Raw genomic sequence first — 20,012 nt, 5'->3', positions numbered from 1 at the left:
ATGAGCCAATCAGAAATAAAAAATGACCTCTAAACACAACAATCTGACCTGACCAGGGTTCGGATTGTTGTGTTTTTCAGTTACCATGCCATAACTTAAGTCGTAAATTGATCTTATTTCGGGAATAAACGCAGAATTTGGGAGCGATTCCAGTTGTTAAGAATATGTTAATAAATTGTGATGAATTTGTTAATTGGTTTACAAGCTTATATTTCTTATAATTTTAATGAATAGGTCCAGGCGAAATAGGACACCATGGGAGATTTGGGAAAGGAGGTAAGATATGAATAGCGGAGTGGAGCAAGAAAAAACCGGTGTCCCAGGCGGAAGAAGGAAAAAAATCCCTAAACTGTATCTCATCGTAGGCCTTTTTATAGGATTGTTCGCCATACTTATTATTGGAGTACAAGGAGTGCATGCCTTAACAAAAGATTCAAGTTATTGTGTCTCTTGTCATGTTATGGAACCTGTTTATGGAACTTGGAGCCATTCATCCCACCGGGAAATAGCCGGTTGTAACGATTGTCATACGGATCAAACCAATTATGTAACCAAGAGCTATACCAAGATTACGGCAGGGGTTCAACACCTTTACCACAATACCTTCAGTGATCTGCCCGACAGTATTCGCATTAAAGATGGGAGTACGGAGCTGGTGCAGGATAACTGCTTAAGATGCCATGAGGACGTGGTAAGGAATGTCAATATGGATTCCAGCCGACGATGTTTTGATTGTCACCGCTATACCCCTCATAGCAACTATCGATAGAAAGAAAGGAAGGTAAGATTGTGAGAAAAGGTAAAATACTCATAGGATTGCTGGCTGCAATGATCATCAGCATAGTTGCCGTTGGCTGCTCATCGAAAACCTCGCAGCCCGTTGCTTTTCGGGCTGAAATCGCTCCTGGAACCTTATCTGTCGACGAGTACGCCAAGTATTATCCTAAACAATACGATACATTCATGAAAACTGCAGAAATGTCCAATGAAGGCAGCAAATATGGCGGTTCCGAAGAATTTGATAAGCTGACCCAGTGGCCCTTTTTAAAAGAGATTTTCGCCGGTTATGGATTTGCTATTGAATACAATGAAGATCGTGGCCATAACTACACCATTGAAGATGTCACCAAAATCAAACGAATTAATGAAAAAAGCATTGCATCTTGCTGGACCTGCAAATCGGCTAATGTAGCCGGTGTTGTCGAAGAGATGGGCGATGCCTATTATGGAGCTAATTTCCATGATCTGAAGGGTAAAATGACAGAAGGCATTACTTGCGCCAATTGTCATGATCCTCAGACTATGAATTTGGTCATTACCCAGCCACCCTTGCGGGATACTCTCACCCGCTTGGGCAAAGATCCGGACAAGTTGACCACTCAAGAACTTCGCACCATGGTGTGTGCACAATGCCATGTTGAATACTATTTCGCTGGCGATAAGAAAATTGTCACCTTCCCTTGGGATAAGGGCCTTACCCCCACTGACGTCCTGGAATATTATGAAGAAAAAGATTTCTCCGACTGGACACATGCGAAAGCCGGTGTGCGCGAAATCAAGGCTCAGCATCCTGAATATGAAACCTTTATGGGCAGTACCCACGCCGAAGCCGGTTTATCCTGTGCAGACTGCCATATGCCTTACACTATGAACGGCGGCGAAAAGATCTCCTCGCACTGGTGGACCAGCCCTCTTAAGCATATGAATGAGAGCTGCCTGACTTGCCATAGAGAAGGGGAGGAAGCGCTTAAAGAAAGAGTATTCTATACTCAGGACAAAGTTGCCGATATGATGGCTAAAGTAGGGAATGTCACTGTAGAAGCACTTGAAGCCATTGCTGAAGCCGACGCTAAAGGTGGAAACCAAGATGCTCTTAAAGAAGCCCGTGCCTTGCAGCGTAAAGGTCAATTCCTGGTGGATTGGGTTGGAGCAGAAAACTCCATGGGCTTCCATAATCCTCAGTTAATCATGGAAACCCTGAATACCTCCATGGACTATGCTTATCAGGCTATCAATAAGGCTACCGAGTCTATAACCGGTGTCGCAGCTCCTAAATGGGATGTAGAGGCTCCCAAAACCAACACAGAAACCATGAAAGTGTTACATGACAAGGAAAACGCCCCTAAGTCATAAGCAAAATCACCTGATACCTCTTTTAAAAGGACCTTCGCTATCCGAAATATGATAGCGAAGGTTTTTTTTGTTTGCTTTTTGCGGTTGAATAGTTACGCAATTGTTATTATAATTAAGCGTGATTATTAATGCTTGAGGAAAACTTAAATAAGAATATTGAGATTTTCGGCTAAAAGGTTTACAATCTAGATAGATAAAGATATTGATACTCTAAAATCATCGTCAATTAAATGTTAAGGCCGTCAAAGGTGGTGATAATTTTGCTGGATGAAGAAAAGGGCCTTTACAGCATTGGTACCGTAGCCGAGCTAATCGAGGAGCATCCTGAAACTCTAAGAGTATGGGAGAGAAATGGTTTAATTCACCCTAATCGGGATAAGTACCAAAGAAAATATTCCAATAACGACCTCTTGCGTTTAAAATTTATTAAGTATCTTATGAATGAAAAAGGATTGAACATCGCTGGGGTTAAGCAGATCACTTCTATGTATTCCTGCTGGTACAACCGCAATTGTAAAGGTGGCGGGATGAGAAGCAGCACCATACCTATTAATGAATCCAAACCTTGCTGGAAAATTGAAGGGACTTATTGTTTTATAGCTAGTGATAAAAGTGAGCTTTGCAGTACTTGTGAAATGTTAAAGACTTGCGCTAGCTCTTCAGATTGCAAATAGGCTGAAGAGCAGGTCTTTTTTTGTCTAAAACTTCAATATAATAATTGAATTTATATAAATGATAGTATTTATAGAACGGCCTCGATTTCAACTTGTTCAAGGACAAGAATGGAGAGATGGAACTGTTGAAGTAACCTAATAAATTGCAATGCTTGCCCTGATCCTGCCTTATTTAAAAAGGGCATTCTCTATTTTCCCTCTTTTTGAGAACCAGACCATGGTTCTCTTTTTATATTCATGTTTATTTGAGGTGATCCTTAGTCACTTTCTGTAGATATCTTTCATGGACCGGGCAACAGTAATTCGGCTGACTCCTGCAATTAAGGCCAGATCTTCTTGAGTTATGGAATTCATGTCCACATCAAGCTTTTGCAGTTTTTTATAGACATAGGCAACTTTCTCGGGTCCATTTTTAGAATGCATATGCACCCAATTCGATAGATTGGCGGCGTGATCCAGAGTGAGATTCTTCATAAGAGCCTGAGCAAAATCTCTATTGTCGTGAAAGAAATCTTCAATAAAATAGATGGGAAAATTACAGCGGGTTACATCTGTAAGAGCAAGCAGATGGGTAACCGGAAAAGGAAGACGTTCGAATAAAAGATGTGTCCCGAGAATATCCCCGCTTTTAAGCAGCTGAATCCCCTCTTGGGAGCCATCTTCCAAGACAGTAAAGGAAAACTCGATCCCCTTAACGATAATCTCAAAATTGGCATTGACAGAGTTGATCATTTGGGTTTGCTTGGCTTTTTGATAAGTGAGTGTAGCCTTGGCACAGAGTGCCTCACGCAGTTTTGGTCTCAGGGAGCGGCAAAAAGGATTGCCGGCACACTCTTTCATGAACATACACCTACCCCGGGACATATAAATTGCTTTGTCATGTGAAACATATAACTAGAATCATGGCTTATTATATCAAACTACTCTTTTTTGGACAGTATCAAATGATACAACATTTTTGCAGCATTGGATATTAAACCTGTATCAATTGATATCGATTCATGACAAGAGTGACTGATACAATCAAATCATAAGTGATAAAAAGTTCAAGTTGGTGCAGAAAAACAGGAGGTAAAGACATGGAAGCAAAGGAAAGTTCCCTATTGAATGCAAAGCTATCGCGACGAACCTTTGTGAAGGCATCTGCTGCCACAGCGGTGGTGGTAGGCGCTGCAACAACCAATCCTTGGGGTCCTGCCATGACCGCTTTAGCCGAAGGTGAGAAGAGCGATACTATAGCCAGCTCTGGCGAAGCGGTTTTTAGTGGAGCTTGTCGGGGTAACTGTGCGGGAGGATGTTTTTTAAACATTCATGTACGTGGTGGCAAAGTGGTGCGTACTTCTATGAGGGAAATGCCCAACCCAGACTATAACCGGATCTGTGTTAAGGGGTTAACCCATATGCAAAGAATCTACCATAAAGACCGCTTAAAATACCCGATGAAGCGGATCGGCGAGCGCGGTGCCGGTCAATGGGAGCGTATCAGTTGGGACGAAGCCGTAACAACGATAGCGGATAAGTGGCAAGAATATCAAAGAGAGTATGGCAAAGAAGCTTTTGCGATTTACTGGGGTTCAGGCAATTACGGAGTTTTGAGCGGTCAAGGGATGGGGTGTACTACCAGTCGATTGCTTAATGTGACGGGGGCATCCAATATCTCAATGACGGTCGATGCCGCTCATGGTCATAGCGCGGGTAACGCCCTTGGGTGGGGGCCGAACTTCACCCTTAATGAACTGGCCGACCTTAAGAATGCTAAAACTATCCTCTGCTGGGGTGCTAATCCGGTCATTTCCCAGCAGCAAAGTACTCATTTTTTGATGGAAGCTAAGGAAAACGGAACAACGTTCATTGTTATTGATCCGATCTACAATATTACTGCCTCCAAGGCGGATAAGTTCGTCCCGGTGCGCCCTGGCACAGACGGAGCATTGGCTTTGGGGATGATGAATATCGTGGTAAGAGAAAACTGGATTGATGTTCCCTTTTTGAAGGCCTCTACTGTAGCCCCCTTCCTGGTTAAAGAAGCTGATGGTCACTATTTGCGCCTTAGCGATTTAGGCCTCCTCGCTGAAGGCCAAAGGGATGATATTGTCGTGCGCAGTGCCGAGGGAAAGATGGGACTTCCCCAAGAGATTACTGATCCGGTGATTGAAGGGTCCTTTGAAATCAACGGACATAAAGTCAATACCGCCTATACCTTGCTTCTTCAGCGTATCGCGGAATATCCCCCGGAGAAAGCCGCGGAGATCTGCAATCTTTCCGTCAGCCAAATTGAAGAAATCACCAAAATTTACGCCACCAACAAGCCTTCGACAATTTATCAGTATTTTGGTATTGATCACTATGTCAACGGACACTACAGCATCTTTGATATTTACGCACTTGCTATGATTACAGGAAATTTGGGTAAATCCGGAGCTGCCTGTGGCATGGGCGAAACCTTGGGAATTAATTTTACGAACCTGGCAGGCACTCTTTTCCCCGCTGGTGCCACAGGTCCATCCCTGACCATGTCAGCCACGCAAATGGACTCTGTCATGAATGAGCATAAGTATGGCAATAAGGATGTTAACGTGAAAGGCATCTATATTACCAATGCCAATGTGGTTGCCAATAGCGCAGAGAGAAAATATACCTTGGACTGGCTCAATAAAATGGAATTCATCGCCGTAGCGGATATGAATATGAATGAAACTGCCCAGTATGCTGATATCTTGCTGCCGGTATCCCATTGGTTTGAGCAAGAGGAGGCTTTCTGCAATTACAGCACTCATCCCTATGTGATTTTTCAGGAAAAGGCCATTGATCCTCTCTATGAATGCAAAGCGGATTTTGAAATCAATAAACTCATCGCCCAAAAGTTGGGTTATGGGGAGCAGTTTAATCTGACTGAGATGGAATACCTGAACTTATGGCTTGATAACGACGAAGCCAGGAGATTAGGGATCACTCTGGAGGCTCTTAGGGAAAAGAAAATTCTTAAGTGCCTGCCTGGTGACCTTTATATTAACGGTGAAAATGGTGTGTTTGGTACGCCTACGGGCCGTGCCCAGTTCTATGTGGAAAATCCCGCCCCCAATATGAATTATGATCAACAGTGGGATATAGAAAAAGAACGCCTGCCCTATTGGGAGCCACCTAATGAGGTATGGCATGAGAACCCCTTGACTAAAAAATATCCCTTTACGATTATTTCCGATCATGTCCGTTTCCGCACCCATACCCAATGGTGGGATGTGCCGGCATTGCTGGAGCTTGATCCTGAACCTATCCTGAAGATCAGTTCGGAAGATGCCGCTCAATATGGTATTAAGACCAATGACCTAGTTAAAATCTATAACGACCGGGGCCATGTCGTCATGAAAGCGGCAATCAATGATGGATTGCCCCAAGGGGTCCTTACAGCACCAAAGGGTTGGGAAAAACACCAATTCAGAGAAGGACATTTTGCTGATCTAAGTTCGCGGGTGGTGAATAAAGTCTGTGCCAATAGTGCCTTTTTTGATGTCTTAGTTGCCATTGAAAAGCTATAAAGGAGGAGAAAATGATGCGTTATGCCATGGCAATCGATTTAAAACGCTGCGTAGGCTGTCACACCTGCTCTGTAGCATGTAAAATGGCCAACAATCTGCCCAATGAAATTTGGTGGAACCGCATCCTTACGGTAGGCGGGGAAGCTATGGATACAGCTGCCGGGACCTTCCCGAACAATACCTTGGAGTATCTGCCGGTCAATTGTCAGCACTGCGCTAATCCGGCCTGTGTGAAAGCCTGCCCTGTGGGAGCCACCTATCAACGGGAAGAAGATGGAGTCGTCATCCAGGATTATGATCAATGCATCGGCTGTCGTTACTGCATGGTGGCTTGCCCCTACAGCGGAGTTCGTCAATTCAACTGGAAGAAACCTGAATACCATGTGGATTTTGCCGTAGGGGATGCCAACATCACTCCGCACCAATACAATACCGTATCCAAATGTACCTTCTGTGTTCACCGATTAGCGGAAGGGAAGAAACCGGCCTGTATGGAATTATGCATTGGACGGGCCCGTTATTTCGGCGATATTGATGACCCGGAAAGCGAAGTCAGCAAGGCGATCCAAGGCCGTACCTACTTCCACTTGCTCGAAGAAAAAGGTACCAGGCCGCATGTCTATTATTTAACTTAAGGGGGGTGTAACCATGGCTGTTGTAACCAATACGAAAAAATCAGGTGTACTTAATCTGTGGAACCTTATCTTTGCCTCTTTCGCTGTCTTTGGCGTCGTGTGCTGGGGGCTGCAACTGAGCAAAGGTTTGCAAGTGACAAATCTAGGCACTCATAATATGTGGGGGCTTTATATCGTGGGCTTTATGATTTTTACGGGAGTAGCCGCAGGGTGCCTTTTATTTGCTGCTGTACCCTATCTCTTTAAACTGGACGCTTTTAAGCCCTATACCCCTATTGCCTCCTACCTGGGAGCTGTAGCCAGTATTGTAGCGGCTTCCTTGTTCATCATCGTCGATATCGGCAATCCGGAGAGAGCCTGGCTCTTTATCACCAGTGGGAACTTTTCCTCCCCGATGTTTTGGGATTTTATCATGCTGGCTTCCTATATGGTCATTTCCGTCATCTTCACTCGTCAGCTGCTCCTCGTCAAAGCAGGGAAGAAAGCGGAAGAGGCCCTTAAGCCCATAGCATGGCTCGCTTTCCTTGCCGGAATTCTCGTCACGGTAACATCCTTTGTTTTCTGTTTCCAAGTTGCAAGACCTCTATGGAACACCCCTGTTCAGCCCTTATCCTTTTTAATAGCGGCTTTGGTGGCTGCTCTGGCGGTCATGATCGTTTTAGCCTGTCTTTTAAATCGAAGTGAGTATATTCATATGCCCACCACCCTGTTGGCAAAAATGGGGAAAGTCGTTGCGGCACTGTTATGTGTAGAACTCATTATCGTAGCAACAGAGGTGCTTATAGGGCTTTATCCGGGAAGCGGTGAAGAACATGCAGCGTTTTCCTGGCTGGTTGCCGGAAAAGGGGCTGTGGGATTCTGGGCAGAGCTGGGTGCTTTGCTTGCAGCGATTGGAATACTGGCAATGCCGGGAAAAGCCCCTAAACGAGGCAGCTTAGCTGCCGGTGCCATTATCGCCTTGATTGCTGTATATCTGGTTAAATCCAATCTCCTTCAAGTCCAATTATTTAATCCGCTGCTCAACTTGCCCGGACCTCCGGTCTATGGGGGAAGCACTGGGCCTTATGTTCCATCTCTTATTGAGAACGGGCTTTCTTTAGGAATCGTGGCCCTGGGTGCTCTGCTTTTGAACCTTGGCTTGAGCAAGCTGAACCTGAGAACTTCCCGGCAATGAAATCTGCCTGTGCCTGCCATCCCTTGGCACTGACCTATGTAAAAATGAGAGGTAATAATTCGCAGAGAATTATTACCTCTCATTTTTTATAGATTTCTTTCATAGCTCTGGCAACGGTGATACGGCTGACCCCTGCGATAAGGGCGAGATCCTCTTGAGTAATCATCGTCATGTCGGTGTCCAGATCCTGAAGCAATTCATAAACCTTCTGGACTTTTTCTGTTCCATTTCTGGAGCGCATACTTACCCAACGAGTCAAGTTATTCATCATGTCGAGAAGGTTTTCCATCAAAGCCTGGGCAAACACTCTGTTTTCCTTATAAAGCGTTTCCGCAACTTTTAAGGGAATACTGCATTTATGAACTTCGGTAAGTGTCATCATATTATATTCCGGGATTCTCAGGCTTTCAAAAAGTTGGCGGGTTCCCAGGACATCTCCTTTTTTGATTAGATGAATAAATTCTTGAGTCCCATCTTCGTGCAAGTTAAAGGTGAAAAGAACTCCCTTAATGATCAGTTCAAGGTGGGGGTTGCCCTGATCCGTGGATTGTATTTGTTTAGGCATTTGGACAATAAGGGTGGAATGCTCGCAGAGGTAAGCCCGGGTCTCCGGATCAAGAGCATCACAGAAGGGGTTACCAGCGCACTGTTTTTTCATAATAACACCTACCCGCCATGATGATAAACATGAACAGTAATCCGTAGTAACGATTTGGGTTTAATGAATTTGTGAAATATTTTGTTTGGGAGGATATGCCTTAGGCTTAGTATCTGCACTGCCTATTAATAATACCATACTTCCGGTCACTATGTATTGAAGCAAATGATACAAAAGGATGTATCATTTGCTACAGAAACTTGTATCAAGTGAAGCGTTAGGAAATATCAGATGCTATCGAAGCAGTTTTGCTCCCTTGCTACAATACAAGTAGCACCAAATGTACGATTTATCACTAAATATGAGCAGCTGTGGTGCAACTTAAGTGGGAGGGAATGAAATGAATCAAGAAAAGAACAGCCTCAATCCTAACCTGTCCCGCCGCACTTTCTTAAAGGCATCAGGAGCAACTGCGGTCACGGCGGGAGTCGTTGCTGCCAACCCCTGGGGAACGGCTATGACGGCTTTGGCTGATGAGGAACAAACTTCAGCAGCGGGAGAGGAAGAACAAATCTTCAGCGGCGCCTGTCGCGGCAATTGTGCAGGCGGATGTTTTCTGAATATCCATGTGCGGAATGGCAAAGTGGTAAGAACCTCAGCCCGTGAGATGCCGAATCCGGAATATAACCGCATCTGTGTTAAAGGATTAACCCATGTCCAGAGGATTTATAGCAAGGAGCGCCTGAAATACCCCATGAAACGTGCCGGGGAACGGGGCGAAGGAAAATGGGAACGAATCACTTGGGATGAAGCCATCAGCACCATCGCCCAGAAGTGGAAAGGCTACCAGGATGAGTTTGGCAAATATGCTTTTGGAGTTATGTGGAGTTCAGGAAGCTATGCTGCGCTGAGTGGCGTCGGGATTGGCAGCGCTATCAACCGCCTGCAAAATGCCAACGGGGCCTTGAATATTACAGCAGCTGTAGATATGGCACGGGGACAAGGAACGAAACCGGCTCTCGGTCAAGGTACATTTGTTACAGCTAATGAACCCGCGGACTTAAAAAATGCCAAGACGATTTTCTGTTGGGGGGCTAATCCTGTAGGCGCCCAGCAGCAAAGCACCCATTTCTTTTTAGAAGCCAGGGAAAAAGGTGCTAAAATCGTGGTCATTGATCCCAATTTCAACGCCTTAGCGGCCAAAGCGGATATCTTTGTCCCGGTAAGGCCGGGCTCTGATGCGGCGTTGGCCCTGGGGATGATGAATATTGTGGTCCGGGAAAACTGGGTGGATGAGCCTTTTTTGAAGAAATCCACAGGGGCCCCTTTCTTAGTCAAGGAATCTGATGGAAAGTTTTTGCGGCAAAGTGATTTAGGAATCCATATCCCTGAAGGAGCCAAGGATGAGCTAATCGTCTGGAACCAAGACTCTGACACTTATGGAACAGCCGATACCGTCAGTAACCCGGCGTTGCGGGGCTCTTATACTATCAATGGGGTTAAGGTTACGACAGCCTATGACCTGCTGTTGGAGCGCATCGCTGAATACCCGCCGAAAAAAGCAGCGGAAATCTGTAATATTCCTGTAGCGCAAATCGAAGAAATCACGGAACTTTACGCGACCAATAAGCCTTCCGCAATCTATGAGTTTTTCGGCATCGATCATTATGTCAATGGCCATTACGGCTATTTTGCTATGGCGATCTTAGCCATTCTCACCGGAAATCTCGGTAAACCGGGAGCTTTTTGCGGCATGGGTGAGAACCTGGCCACTGATTGGATCAATATGGCGGGAACGATGTTTCCCAATGGAGCGAAGCCCTCTCTTTCCGTACCTGTTAATATGCTCACTGAAATTCTGGAAACTAAAATGTATGGTAAAACTCCCATCGATTTGAAAGGTATCTACTTTACCCATGTCAATCAGATCGGCAACGGCGCCGAGCGCAAAGCGACCCTGGAAGTTATGAAAAAGCTGGATTTTATCGCAGTCGCCGATCTGAATATGAATGAAACGGCTCAGTATGCAGATATTCTGCTGCCTGTAGCCCACTGGTTTGAAGTGGATGATGTTTTTGTCAATTACAGCACCCATCCTTATGTGATATTGCAGGAGAAGGCCATTGAGCCTCTCTATGAATGCAAATCGGACTTTGAGATCTATCAATTGCTGGCGGAAAAACTTGGCTGCAGTGATGCCTTTGCCATGGATGAAGAGGACTATATGCGGTTGTGGATGGATACAGATGGAGCCAGAAAATTAGGGATTACTTTAGAGAAGCTTAAAGAAGAGAAAATACTCAGGGCTTTACCCGGAGATCCCTATATTTATGCTGAAGGCGGAGCATTTGCCACACCTACAGGGCGGGCCCAGCTCTATAATGAGGCCCCTGCTCCCAATAATAATTATGATCAGGTGTTTGATCTAGCCAAAGAGCGCCTGCCTCACTTTGAACCGCCCCTGGAAGCCTGGCATGAAAATCCCCTCCATGCGAAATATCCTTTCTCGGTGATCCAAGACAAGGGAAGGTGGCGGACCCACTCTCAATGGTGGGATGTCCCGATGCTCAAAGAACTCAGCCCGGAACCCTTTGTGAAAATCAACCCTGCCGATGCTGCCGCCCGCAATGTTAAGACTGGTGATATCATCAAGCTCTACAACGATCGGGGCTATGTCAAGATTAAAGCCATTGTGGATCGCGGAATTCAACCTGGTGTTTTAAGCCTGCCTAAAGGCCGGGAAAAACAGGAATTCATCGAAGGGCACTATCAGGATCTGACCTCCCGGGTGATGAATATCGTCTGTGCCAACAGTGCCTTTTTTGATGTACTGGTCCAAGTAGAAAAAGCTTAGGAGGGAAAAACGATGCGTTACGCCATGGCAATCGATCTAAAACGCTGTATAGGCTGTCATACCTGTGCTGTAGCATGTAAAATGGCCAACAATCTGCCTAACGAAATTTGGTGGAACCGTATTCTTACCGTAGGTGGGGAAGCTATGGATACAGCTGCCGGGACCTTCCCGAACAATACCTTGGAGTATCTGCCGGTTAATTGTCAGCACTGTGCTAATCCGGCCTGCGTAAAAGCCTGCCCCGTCGGGGCTACCTATAAACGGGAAGAAGATGGCATCGTCATCCAGGATTATGATAAATGCATCGGCTGCCGCTACTGCATGGTGGCTTGCCCTTACAGCGGCGTTCGTCAATTCAACTGGAAAAAGCCCGAGTACCATGTAGACTTTGCCGTAGGGGATGCCAACACTGCCCCGCATCAATACAATACCGTATCCAAATGCACTTTCTGCGTTCACCGGTTGGCTGAAGAGAAAAAACCGGCCTGTATGGAGTTGTGTATTGGACGGGCCCGTTACTTCGGGGACATCGATGACCCGGAAAGCGATGTCAGCAAGGCCATCAAAGGCCGCAGCTATTTCCATTTGCTCGAAGAAAAAGGCACCAAGCCAAATGTCTACTATTTAACTTAAAGGAGGTGTAAGCATGACAGTGCAAACAAAGACCGTCGAACCAACGACCAAAAAGACCCCGTCCAATCTGTGGAATATGATCTTTGCAGCTGTTGCCGTGCTCGGTGCAGTCTGCTGGGGGCTGCAGCTGACCCAAGGGCTGCAGGTCACCAATCTCGGCCTGAACAATATGTGGGGTCTCTATATCGTCGGCTTTATGATCTTCACCGGGGTTGCCGCCGGAAGCCTGCTCTTTGCGGCAGTACCTTATCTTTTCAAGCTGGCTGAGTTTAAACCCTATACCCGGATTGCCGCTTATCTGGGCGCAGTGTCCAGCATCGTGGCCGCCTCCCTCTTCATCATCGTGGACATCGGCAACCCGGAGCGGGCCTGGCTCTTCATTACCAGCGGCAATTTGACCTCACCGATGTTCTGGGACTTCCTGATGCTGGCCTCTTATATGGTGATTTCCATCCTCTTTACCCGTCAGCTGATCTTGGTCCACGAAGGCAAAAAAGATGAAGGGTCCCTGAAACCTATTGCTGTCATCGCCTTCACCGCCGGGCTCTTGGTCACAGTCACCTCCTTTGTCTTTTGTTTCCAAATCGCCCGTCCCCTGTGGAATACTCCGGTGCAGCCCCTATCCTTTTTAATCGCAGCCTTAGTGGCCGCCTTGTCCGTGCAGATGATTCTGGCAGTCATCCTGAATAAGAGGGGTTATATGGAGATGCCCATGGGGCTTATGGCGAAGATGGCAAGAGGGGCAGCTGTTCTGCTGTGCATCGAGCTGATCATCGTCGTGGGTGAAATCCTTATCGGCCTTTATCCCGGAGGGGGAGAAGAGCATGCCGCCTTCCTCTGGCTGGTCAGTGGAGAAGGAGCGGTCGGATTCTGGGCGGAAATGGTGACCTTGGTGGCCGCCATCGTGGTTCTGGCCAAGCAGGATACCTCATCCAAGGCAGGGGGAATCCTGATCGGTGCTATATTGGCCTTGGTAGCGATCTATCTTATCAAATCCAACCTGTTGCAGGCCCAATTATTTAATCCCCTCATTACCTATGCAGGCCCGCCGGTTTATGGCGGGACAACAGGTCCATATGTGCCCTCATTGATTGAGATTGGTTTGTCTTTGGGTATCATCTCTTTGGGAGCATTGCTTCTGAATCTGGGATTAAGTAAGCTGAATCTCGGAATGGGCAAATAAAAGTAAGGAAAATATGTAAAACGCTGAAAGCCCGCATAAACGCTATGTTTTTTGCGAGCCTTCAGCGTTTTTTTATACAATAATGCTTATTGACAGCTAATAGATTATTTTAATTTGATCAAATAAAATACTCGCAAATTACTTGATTCCGGGTGGATATAAGTGAGATGTGTCATATTTAGGAGTAAAAAACTGGGTAAATGTATGGTAATATGACAGAGAAGAGTAAGCTGGAATTGTAATCAAGCAGGAAATGAGGGGGAAGTAATTATGCTGGAAAAAGTGATGAAGGCGGCACATGCCATTGAAGAGACGTTGATAACCATAAGACGGGATATTCATAAGCAACCTGAATTGGCATTGCAGGAGTATAAAACGGCAAAATATATAGCGGACAGGCTTAGAGCATTAGGGTGTGAAGTCACTGAAAATGTCGGGAGCACTGGGGTCGTGGGACTTCTCCGGGGAAGAGAAACGGGAAAGACCCTGGCTATCCGCGCCGATATGGATGCACTGCCGATCGAGGAAGCGACCGAGCATGGATTTTGCTCCGCCACACCGGGAGTCATGCATGCTTGTGGCCATGATGCCCATATAGCCGTTGTACTGGGTGCGGCAGAAATTCTGTCCGGCCTGAAGGACTCTCTTGCCGGCAGTATCAAGTTGATTTTCCAGCCTAGTGAAGAATCTCCTATCGGGGGAGCGGACCGGATGATCGAAGAAGGGGTCTTGGAAAATCCCCATGTGGACGCAGCGCTGGGTCTCCATGTCACACCGGAGTTACCTGCAGGCCAAATGGGCTGTAAAGAGGGCCCCTTCTTTGCCTCAGTGGCTTATTTTACTATAGAAATTATGGGGAAAGGCGGCCATGGGGCATTGCCACAGCATTCGGTTAATCCGATTTTGGTAGCTGCAGAGTGTATTCAAGCCCTGCAAACCATCCCCTCGGCTCAAATTGACCCTATGGAGCCTTTTGTTTTGTCCATAGGCTCGATTCATGGAGGGCAGAAATCCAATATCATTCCCGAAAAGGTCACTATTGAGGGGACAGTGCGCTGCTTTGGGGACGAGTTGATGAGCCGCACCGGTCAGATTATGGAAAATCTTCTTTGCTCTATTACTTCAGCTTATGGAGCCGCTTATAGACTAAATTTCCGCTCAGAAGTGAAAACCCTGATCAATGATCAAGGGATGATCCGGTTGATCAAGGAAGCCGGAGAAGAAATCCTGGGAAAAGATCATACTCTGGCTGCCCAACCTGTCCTATTAGGGGATGATTTTGCATCCTTTAGCCAGCTTTTGCCATCTGCTTATATCTATTTAGGAGTTGGCTTCCCGGGGCAACCCAATCCCCCTCTGCACCACCCCAAATTTGACCTGGATGAGCGGGCCTTGCCTATGGGAGCGGCGTTGCTCAGCTATACTGCACTCAAGTTTTTAAGCTGAGCCTGCTTCTGAAAAAGAACCTTGACACTTTCTGTAATAAATATATAATTCATATATAAATACTATGCTTTAAATTTGGTTGAGTGCGCAAGGACTATGAATTGCTGATACCCTTAATTGAATTGCTAAAGGAGTGGGGCGATGAGTTACAATTTTGATGAATATATTGATCGTTACGGAACGGAAAGCACGAAATGGGATGCTTTTGAGAATCGTTTTCCCGGTTTGGACGCCAAGGGCTGTATTCCAATGTGGGTTGCCGATACGGATTTTCGAGCACCTCAGGAGGTCATCGATGCTATCGTAGCTAAAGCTGAATTTGGTATCTTTGGTTATCCCAAAGGCAAGGGGAAGTCCTTTGATCAGGCAGTCACGGGCTGGATTTTCCAACGGCATGGCTGGCAGCTTGATCCGGAATGGATAGTGCCCACGACCGGGGTAGTCCCTGCCATTACCCATGCTATTCAAGCTTTTACCCAGGAAGGGGATGGGGTGCTCATCCAGCCCCCCGTATATTACCCTTTTAAAAATACAATCCAAAAGAACAAACGGAGGGTTATTGAAAACCCCCTGCTCTTAGATGAAGAAACAGAACAATATGAAATTGATTTTGCGGACTTTGAGCACAAGCTTAAAGATCCCAAAACAAAACTGTTCATCTTGTGCAATCCTCATAACCCGGTGGGACGAGTGTGGTCTGAAGAGGATCTGACTAAAATCGGCGAGTTATGCCTTAAGCATCAGGTGCTTGTCTTTGCCGATGAAATTCACTCCGACTTGATTTTGAAGGGAAGCCGTCATATCCCCCTGGGCATGCTGGATGAACGATTTAATCAACATGTCATAACTGCCTATTCTGCCAGCAAGACCTTTAACTTAGCAGGGTTACAGACTTCAGTGGTCATTCTTCCCGAACGAAGGATTCGCCAAAGATATCTTGAACAATTGGAGATCAATCAGGCGCGGGACATCAATATATTTGGTACTATCGCTTTAGAGGCTGCCTATACTCATGGTGCAGACTACTTGAAGGCATTTCTTGAGCATGTCGAGAGTAATCTTGATTATGCCCTGGATTATACTGAGAAGCACCTGCAAGGAGTTCGCATTATTAAACCTCAAGGAACTTATTTGGTATGGTTTGATTTCCGGGGAACAGGTCTTACGGCGGATCAAATCGATGCCTTGATCATTGAGAAGGCCAAAGTGGCTGTGGATTTGGGACGCTGGTTCGGAGAAGAGGGAGCAGGTTTTCTGCGTTTTAACTTTGCTTGCCATCGTTCGACACTGGTGAAAGCCTTGGAGCAGATCAAGGAGGCTTTAAAGGCTTTGTAAAATCGATAGTCAGCTATTCCTGGAATGATGTAATTTCTAAAGATCTCCTCTTCGCTCAAAAAGCGCAGGGGAGATCTTTTTTGTGCCTAGAAATCACTACAAATTCAAGCATTCATTAGCAACACTAATGTGTCTGGAGGAAGTTATGGGGATGATCATCTTAAGCTGGTACGGGAGAAAATAAGCATTAAGCGGGCAGGTCCCATGTCTTAGCTATCAGACCGGAGTCTGCCCTCTACCCTTTCTGTAGCGTTTTTTTGGACAAAACCCTATTGGTATTCCTGACATCTTTAGGAGATGAGTTATTATAAAATAAAAGGGATGGAGTGCGGCTGATAAGACTAAACAGCATTGTGAAAGGCATATCAAATGATATAGAAGAAACGATGGGTACTTTGCTAAAATAGGACTATGTCAAGGTACAAAAAGGAGAATAAAAATGAGTAATAACCGTCAAGAACAAGATGCAATGAATGCTTTTACGATCTCGGATTTCTTCCAGCTGCTCTCGATCTCCCTGCGGCTCCCTAACCATGAATTGGCCCAGGCATTTTTAGACGGCAGCTATGGACGGGATGCCCTCTACATTCTTGAGGAGCTTTCCTGCACTCAGGAGGAGATTGCTTCAGTCCGGGAAGCCTTAAAGAACCTTGCCTCGACCGAGGAGGACGTAACCGCTTTCCTCATTCAGATGAGGCGGGAATATACCCGGCTTTTTGATGATCCGAAGAAACCGGTGGTTAGTATATACGAGACTCTCTTTTTGCATAATCCTGAAGACAAAGGGGGAGTCATGCTCTTTATGAGCCCGGCCGCCCTTGACGCCGAACGTTGTTATAAAAGTGCCGGAGTCAGCCTTGTTAAGCAATCCGCAGAACCTGCCGATCATATGGCCACGGAGTTGGAGTTTATGATGTATCTCTACGCTAAGAAAGGGAAGGCCTTACAAGAGGAAAGCGCTGAGGAATTAGCGGTGCTGGAAAAGCAGATTAAAGAGTTCACGGACCTCCATCTTCATAAATGGTGCCGGGCATTTTTTGATAAACTGGCATGTGAAGCCGGGCTTACATTCTATCAAGGGTTATGCCGGTTAGGACAAGTAGGGCTGAGCAAAATACTTGCTTAAGTCATGGCGATATATCCTCAGTTAAGTGCATAAACAAAATTCCTTAGAATGAACAAAGGAGTGGGAAGCATGCTTTTTAATCACGGTGCAACTATGCAGCTTGACACAAATCGATGTCTGAATCAGCAGCACAATGGTGTGGAATGCAGCCATTGTGTTTCCCGCTGTCCGGGACAAGCTTTAATCCTCGCTAATCAGCAAATTTATCTGATCCAAGAGCGCTGCCTCGGCTGCGGACTGTGCTTTGCCGACTGCCCTACTCAGGTTTTCAGTTCTTCCCAATGGGATGAAACCACAATTCGCTCAGATGTGGAAGAGCAGGGAGCAAAAATCACTCAGATCTTCTGTGGCTCACATTCGGCTCCCTATCTTAGTAAAGAGGATAAGGAGAAGGGAGCGGTGCAGATTCCCACCTGCTTAAGCGCCTTGTCCAAAGGAGCTTGGTATGAATTAGGTTTGCTCACTGGAGTGGAGCTGCGTCTGGATGAATGCCATGATTGTCCGCTGAAATCGTGTATCGAGCGAGTCAAATTTGCCCTGGAAACAGCCATGGAATGGCTGGAAGCTTCCGGTCATACTCCGGATTTCACTCTGATTTATACTGCAGATAAAGCCAAAAAGCGCAAAAAGCTCCAGGCCGTATCTTCAGGATTAAAGGTGACCTCCCGCCGGGATCTGTTTTTAACCTTAATGGGCCGAAAGCACCAGGAGCAGCTCAAGGTGCAAAAGGGAGTGCCTGGTCGTGAAGAAACCAAAAAAAGGGCAAGAATCAATACCTTGCCTGATTGGCAGAAGCGTCTCGAAGATAGTTATTCCAGGCACTATCAGGAAGGAGGAAATCCTGCTTATTGGCCTTTTATCCAAATGAGCATGGAGTGTGTGAACTGTGGTATGTGTGCCAGGTATTGTCCTACCCAAGCGTTGAAGATTCGGGTCGAAGGGAAGGAGTGTATTCATTTCTTCACTGGAGGGCACTGCATAGACTGCCGCATCTGTATGCTGTCCTGTCCAACCCGGTCGATTCTTCGGGATCGTTTACCCAATGCCGCGCCGTACGAGGAACAATCCATCTTCAAGGCCTCAGTGGGAAAATGCAAGCTTTGTGAAGCAGAAACCATCACCAGTCAGGATGATTTATGTTACTGGTGTAAGGAAGAACCCTCTCAGGAAGACATTCTTTCGGATGTTCGCCAAAAACTCTTTGGAAAGTTTGTGCCATGATGATCAATACTCAAGCTAAAAAGGCGAGGGGGTGGGTAATCCTCCCTTTCCTCGCCTGCTTTCTTTTACTTGTGACCTCTGTCTATCAACAGATAAGCGACAAACACGATATATTGGCTCTCCTGCAGCAGGGAGAACCGACTGCAACCCACTATGAAGAGCTGGAAGGTATTTATAAGACCTATGGGTTATATGATCAAGCCGAACATTTACTGAGTTATGGGGTTATTGCCAGTGCCTCAGGCTATGGAGGTCCCATCACCCTGTTGATCAATGTGAGTCAGGAGGGCACTCTGAAAAATGCAGTCCTGGTCGAAGACTCGGAAACTCCCCTCTATCTGCGCAAGGTCCTGGAAGCCGGGTATCCGGAGAACTTGATTGGCAAAACCGTAACTCAGCCCTTGGCGGCTCATGAGGATATTGATAGTGTCAGCGGTGCAACACGCACCACGGATGGGATCATGTTAGCCGTGGAAAAGGGCATGTTTCAGGTAGGAAAGAATCAATTGGGGCTGACAGTACCCCGTCTGAAAACCTTCCATTTTCAATGGCAGGATGGGCTTGTCCTGCTGATGCTTCTTGTGGCAATCCTGGCCTCTGCCCGCAACATGAAGAAGCTGCGCCCCTGGATCTCGGCGGCAGCGGTCTTTGTATTCGGATTTATGGAGAATTCCTCCTTGACCATCGGCAATTATCTGAGTATCGTTGCTCTGAAAATGCCCGCCTTTTCGGAACGGCCCATTTGGTATGTGATTGTTATAGGGGTTCTGTTGGTCACCTTGCTATGGGGGAGAAATTTTTACTGCTCCTGGCTTTGCCCTTTCGGAGCGGTTCAAGAAGGTTTGTACAAGGCTCTGAATCTGGCCGACTACCGCCCTAACTCTCAGCTGATCTCCTATGCTCGTAAAAGCCGCTGGTTGTTCCTGTGGCTGGCTGCTATGCTGGCCTTGTTCTTCAATAATCCCGGCATAGCCAGCTTTGAGCCTTTTTCAGTATTTTTTGATGGGGACGGCAATACTTCACAGTGGATGATGATGCTCTTGATTCTCTTGTTTTCCATTTTTATTCTGCGCTTTTGGTGCCGCTGTTTCTGTCCTATGGGAGTGCTTTTGGATTTTATTGCTTCCGGCAGGCGAAAAGGGCAGCAGCTCTTCCGAAACAAGCTGGAGCCGGAGGAGGGAAAGGCAGAAAAAGAAGAACGTCAAGGGGAGGAAGAACCGGGTTGGGCAGAACTGGGCCCGGTAGAAGGAGAAGCGCTTGAAGAGGGTGGGATGAAAAAAGAGGTTGCGGCAAGCCGGGCTTGTTCAGGGTGCCAAAAAGGTGAAAGCAAAAGGGAACAACACCCCTTAAGCTCAGGGGATAAACTGGTGGCGGCAGCCTTAGCAGCCATTTGGATACTGATTATTGGTGCCTTACTTCAAAATACGGGGATAATTTAAAGCCCCCTTTCTATTCTCTGTCCAC

Annotated in this window: 16 protein-coding genes; 14 read left to right on the top strand and 2 right to left on the bottom strand. The window is 46.5% G+C overall.

Annotated elements, in window-relative coordinates; all coding sequences use genetic code 11:
• Positions 1 to 283 precede the first annotated feature (283 nt).
• The 3 genes from nrfH (at position 284) to DHAF_RS21130 (ending at position 2,807) form a co-directional block, all read left to right on the top strand.
• Positions 284 to 769, top strand: coding sequence for a cytochrome c nitrite reductase small subunit (nrfH, locus tag DHAF_RS21140; protein ID WP_005816361.1), 486 nt, complete (start codon positions 284 to 286; stop codon positions 767 to 769).
• Between the two features lie 20 nt (positions 770 to 789).
• Positions 790 to 2,133: an ammonia-forming cytochrome c nitrite reductase subunit c552 gene (locus DHAF_RS21135; RefSeq protein WP_011460825.1), complete on the top strand. Its 1,344-nt coding sequence runs from the start codon at positions 790 to 792 to the stop codon at positions 2,131 to 2,133.
• 230 nt (positions 2,134 to 2,363) lie between these two features.
• Entirely contained in the window at positions 2,364 to 2,807 is a 444-nt protein-coding gene (locus DHAF_RS21130; protein ID WP_005816355.1) for a MerR family transcriptional regulator, read from the top strand.
• Positions 2,808 to 3,068: 261 nt separating this feature from the next.
• Here the strand turns inward: DHAF_RS21130 and DHAF_RS21120 are convergent, their stop codons facing one another.
• Positions 3,069 to 3,647, bottom strand: coding sequence for a Crp/Fnr family transcriptional regulator (locus DHAF_RS21120; protein WP_015945119.1), 579 nt, complete (start codon positions 3,645 to 3,647; stop codon positions 3,069 to 3,071).
• Between the two features lie 239 nt (positions 3,648 to 3,886).
• Here DHAF_RS21120 and DHAF_RS21115 point away from each other — a divergent pair, with 239 nt between their 5' ends.
• From DHAF_RS21115 to nrfD (DHAF_RS21105), 3 genes are read left to right on the top strand one after another with little or no spacing between them, the layout of a single operon-like run.
• Positions 3,887 to 6,343, top strand: a complete 2,457-nt coding sequence (locus DHAF_RS21115) for a molybdopterin-dependent oxidoreductase (RefSeq protein WP_015945118.1) — start codon at positions 3,887 to 3,889, stop codon at positions 6,341 to 6,343.
• Between the two features lie 14 nt (positions 6,344 to 6,357).
• The gene (locus DHAF_RS21110) at positions 6,358 to 6,978 is read left to right on the top strand and encodes a 4Fe-4S dicluster domain-containing protein (protein WP_041272016.1); all 621 of its coding nucleotides are present in this window, start codon (positions 6,358 to 6,360) and stop codon (positions 6,976 to 6,978) included.
• Between the two features lie 13 nt (positions 6,979 to 6,991).
• Entirely contained in the window at positions 6,992 to 8,152 is a 1,161-nt protein-coding gene (gene nrfD / locus DHAF_RS21105) for an NrfD/PsrC family molybdoenzyme membrane anchor subunit (RefSeq protein WP_011460821.1), read from the top strand.
• Between the two features lie 79 nt (positions 8,153 to 8,231).
• On the opposite strand, the gene DHAF_RS21100 is transcribed toward nrfD (DHAF_RS21105), so the two are convergent.
• Entirely contained in the window at positions 8,232 to 8,810 is a 579-nt protein-coding gene (locus DHAF_RS21100; RefSeq protein WP_011460820.1) for a Crp/Fnr family transcriptional regulator, read from the bottom strand.
• Between the two features lie 340 nt (positions 8,811 to 9,150).
• Between DHAF_RS21100 and DHAF_RS21095 the strand changes: the two genes are divergently transcribed.
• From DHAF_RS21095 to DHAF_RS21060, 8 genes are all read left to right on the top strand, one after another.
• The gene (locus tag DHAF_RS21095) at positions 9,151 to 11,604 is read left to right on the top strand and encodes a molybdopterin-dependent oxidoreductase (protein WP_015945117.1); all 2,454 of its coding nucleotides are present in this window, start codon (positions 9,151 to 9,153) and stop codon (positions 11,602 to 11,604) included.
• Positions 11,605 to 11,616: 12 nt separating this feature from the next.
• Positions 11,617 to 12,237, top strand: coding sequence for a 4Fe-4S dicluster domain-containing protein (locus tag DHAF_RS21090; RefSeq protein ID WP_011460818.1), 621 nt, complete (start codon positions 11,617 to 11,619; stop codon positions 12,235 to 12,237).
• Positions 12,238 to 12,250: 13 nt separating this feature from the next.
• Positions 12,251 to 13,420 carry an NrfD/PsrC family molybdoenzyme membrane anchor subunit gene (nrfD, locus tag DHAF_RS21085; RefSeq protein WP_015945116.1) on the top strand — a complete coding sequence of 390 codons (1,170 nt, stop codon included), beginning with the start codon at positions 12,251 to 12,253 and terminating at the stop codon, positions 13,418 to 13,420.
• Positions 13,421 to 13,690: 270 nt separating this feature from the next.
• Complete coding sequence (locus tag DHAF_RS21080; RefSeq protein ID WP_005816353.1) at positions 13,691 to 14,866, top strand: M20 metallopeptidase family protein; 1,176 nt, start codon at positions 13,691 to 13,693, stop codon at positions 14,864 to 14,866.
• A 141-nt stretch (positions 14,867 to 15,007) separates the two neighbouring features.
• Entirely contained in the window at positions 15,008 to 16,201 is a 1,194-nt protein-coding gene (locus DHAF_RS21075) for a MalY/PatB family protein (protein ID WP_011460816.1), read from the top strand.
• Positions 16,202 to 16,640: 439 nt separating this feature from the next.
• The gene (locus tag DHAF_RS21070; RefSeq protein WP_005816349.1) at positions 16,641 to 17,327 is read left to right on the top strand and encodes a TorD/DmsD family molecular chaperone; all 687 of its coding nucleotides are present in this window, start codon (positions 16,641 to 16,643) and stop codon (positions 17,325 to 17,327) included.
• 69 nt (positions 17,328 to 17,396) lie between these two features.
• Positions 17,397 to 18,548 (top strand): NADH-quinone oxidoreductase subunit I, encoded by a 1,152-nt coding sequence (locus DHAF_RS21065; protein WP_015945115.1) that lies wholly within the window; start codon positions 17,397 to 17,399, stop codon positions 18,546 to 18,548.
• Positions 18,545 to 19,987, top strand: coding sequence for a 4Fe-4S binding protein (locus tag DHAF_RS21060; RefSeq protein WP_015945114.1), 1,443 nt, complete (start codon positions 18,545 to 18,547; stop codon positions 19,985 to 19,987). Before DHAF_RS21065 ends, DHAF_RS21060 begins: the two co-directional genes overlap by 4 nt.
• Positions 19,988 to 20,012: the final 25 nt, after the last annotated feature.

This window comes from Desulfitobacterium hafniense DCB-2 (genome assembly GCF_000021925.1).
Taxonomy (GTDB): domain Bacteria; phylum Bacillota; class Desulfitobacteriia; order Desulfitobacteriales; family Desulfitobacteriaceae; genus Desulfitobacterium; species Desulfitobacterium hafniense.
This window is presented reverse-complemented; position numbering and strand designations above follow the sequence as displayed.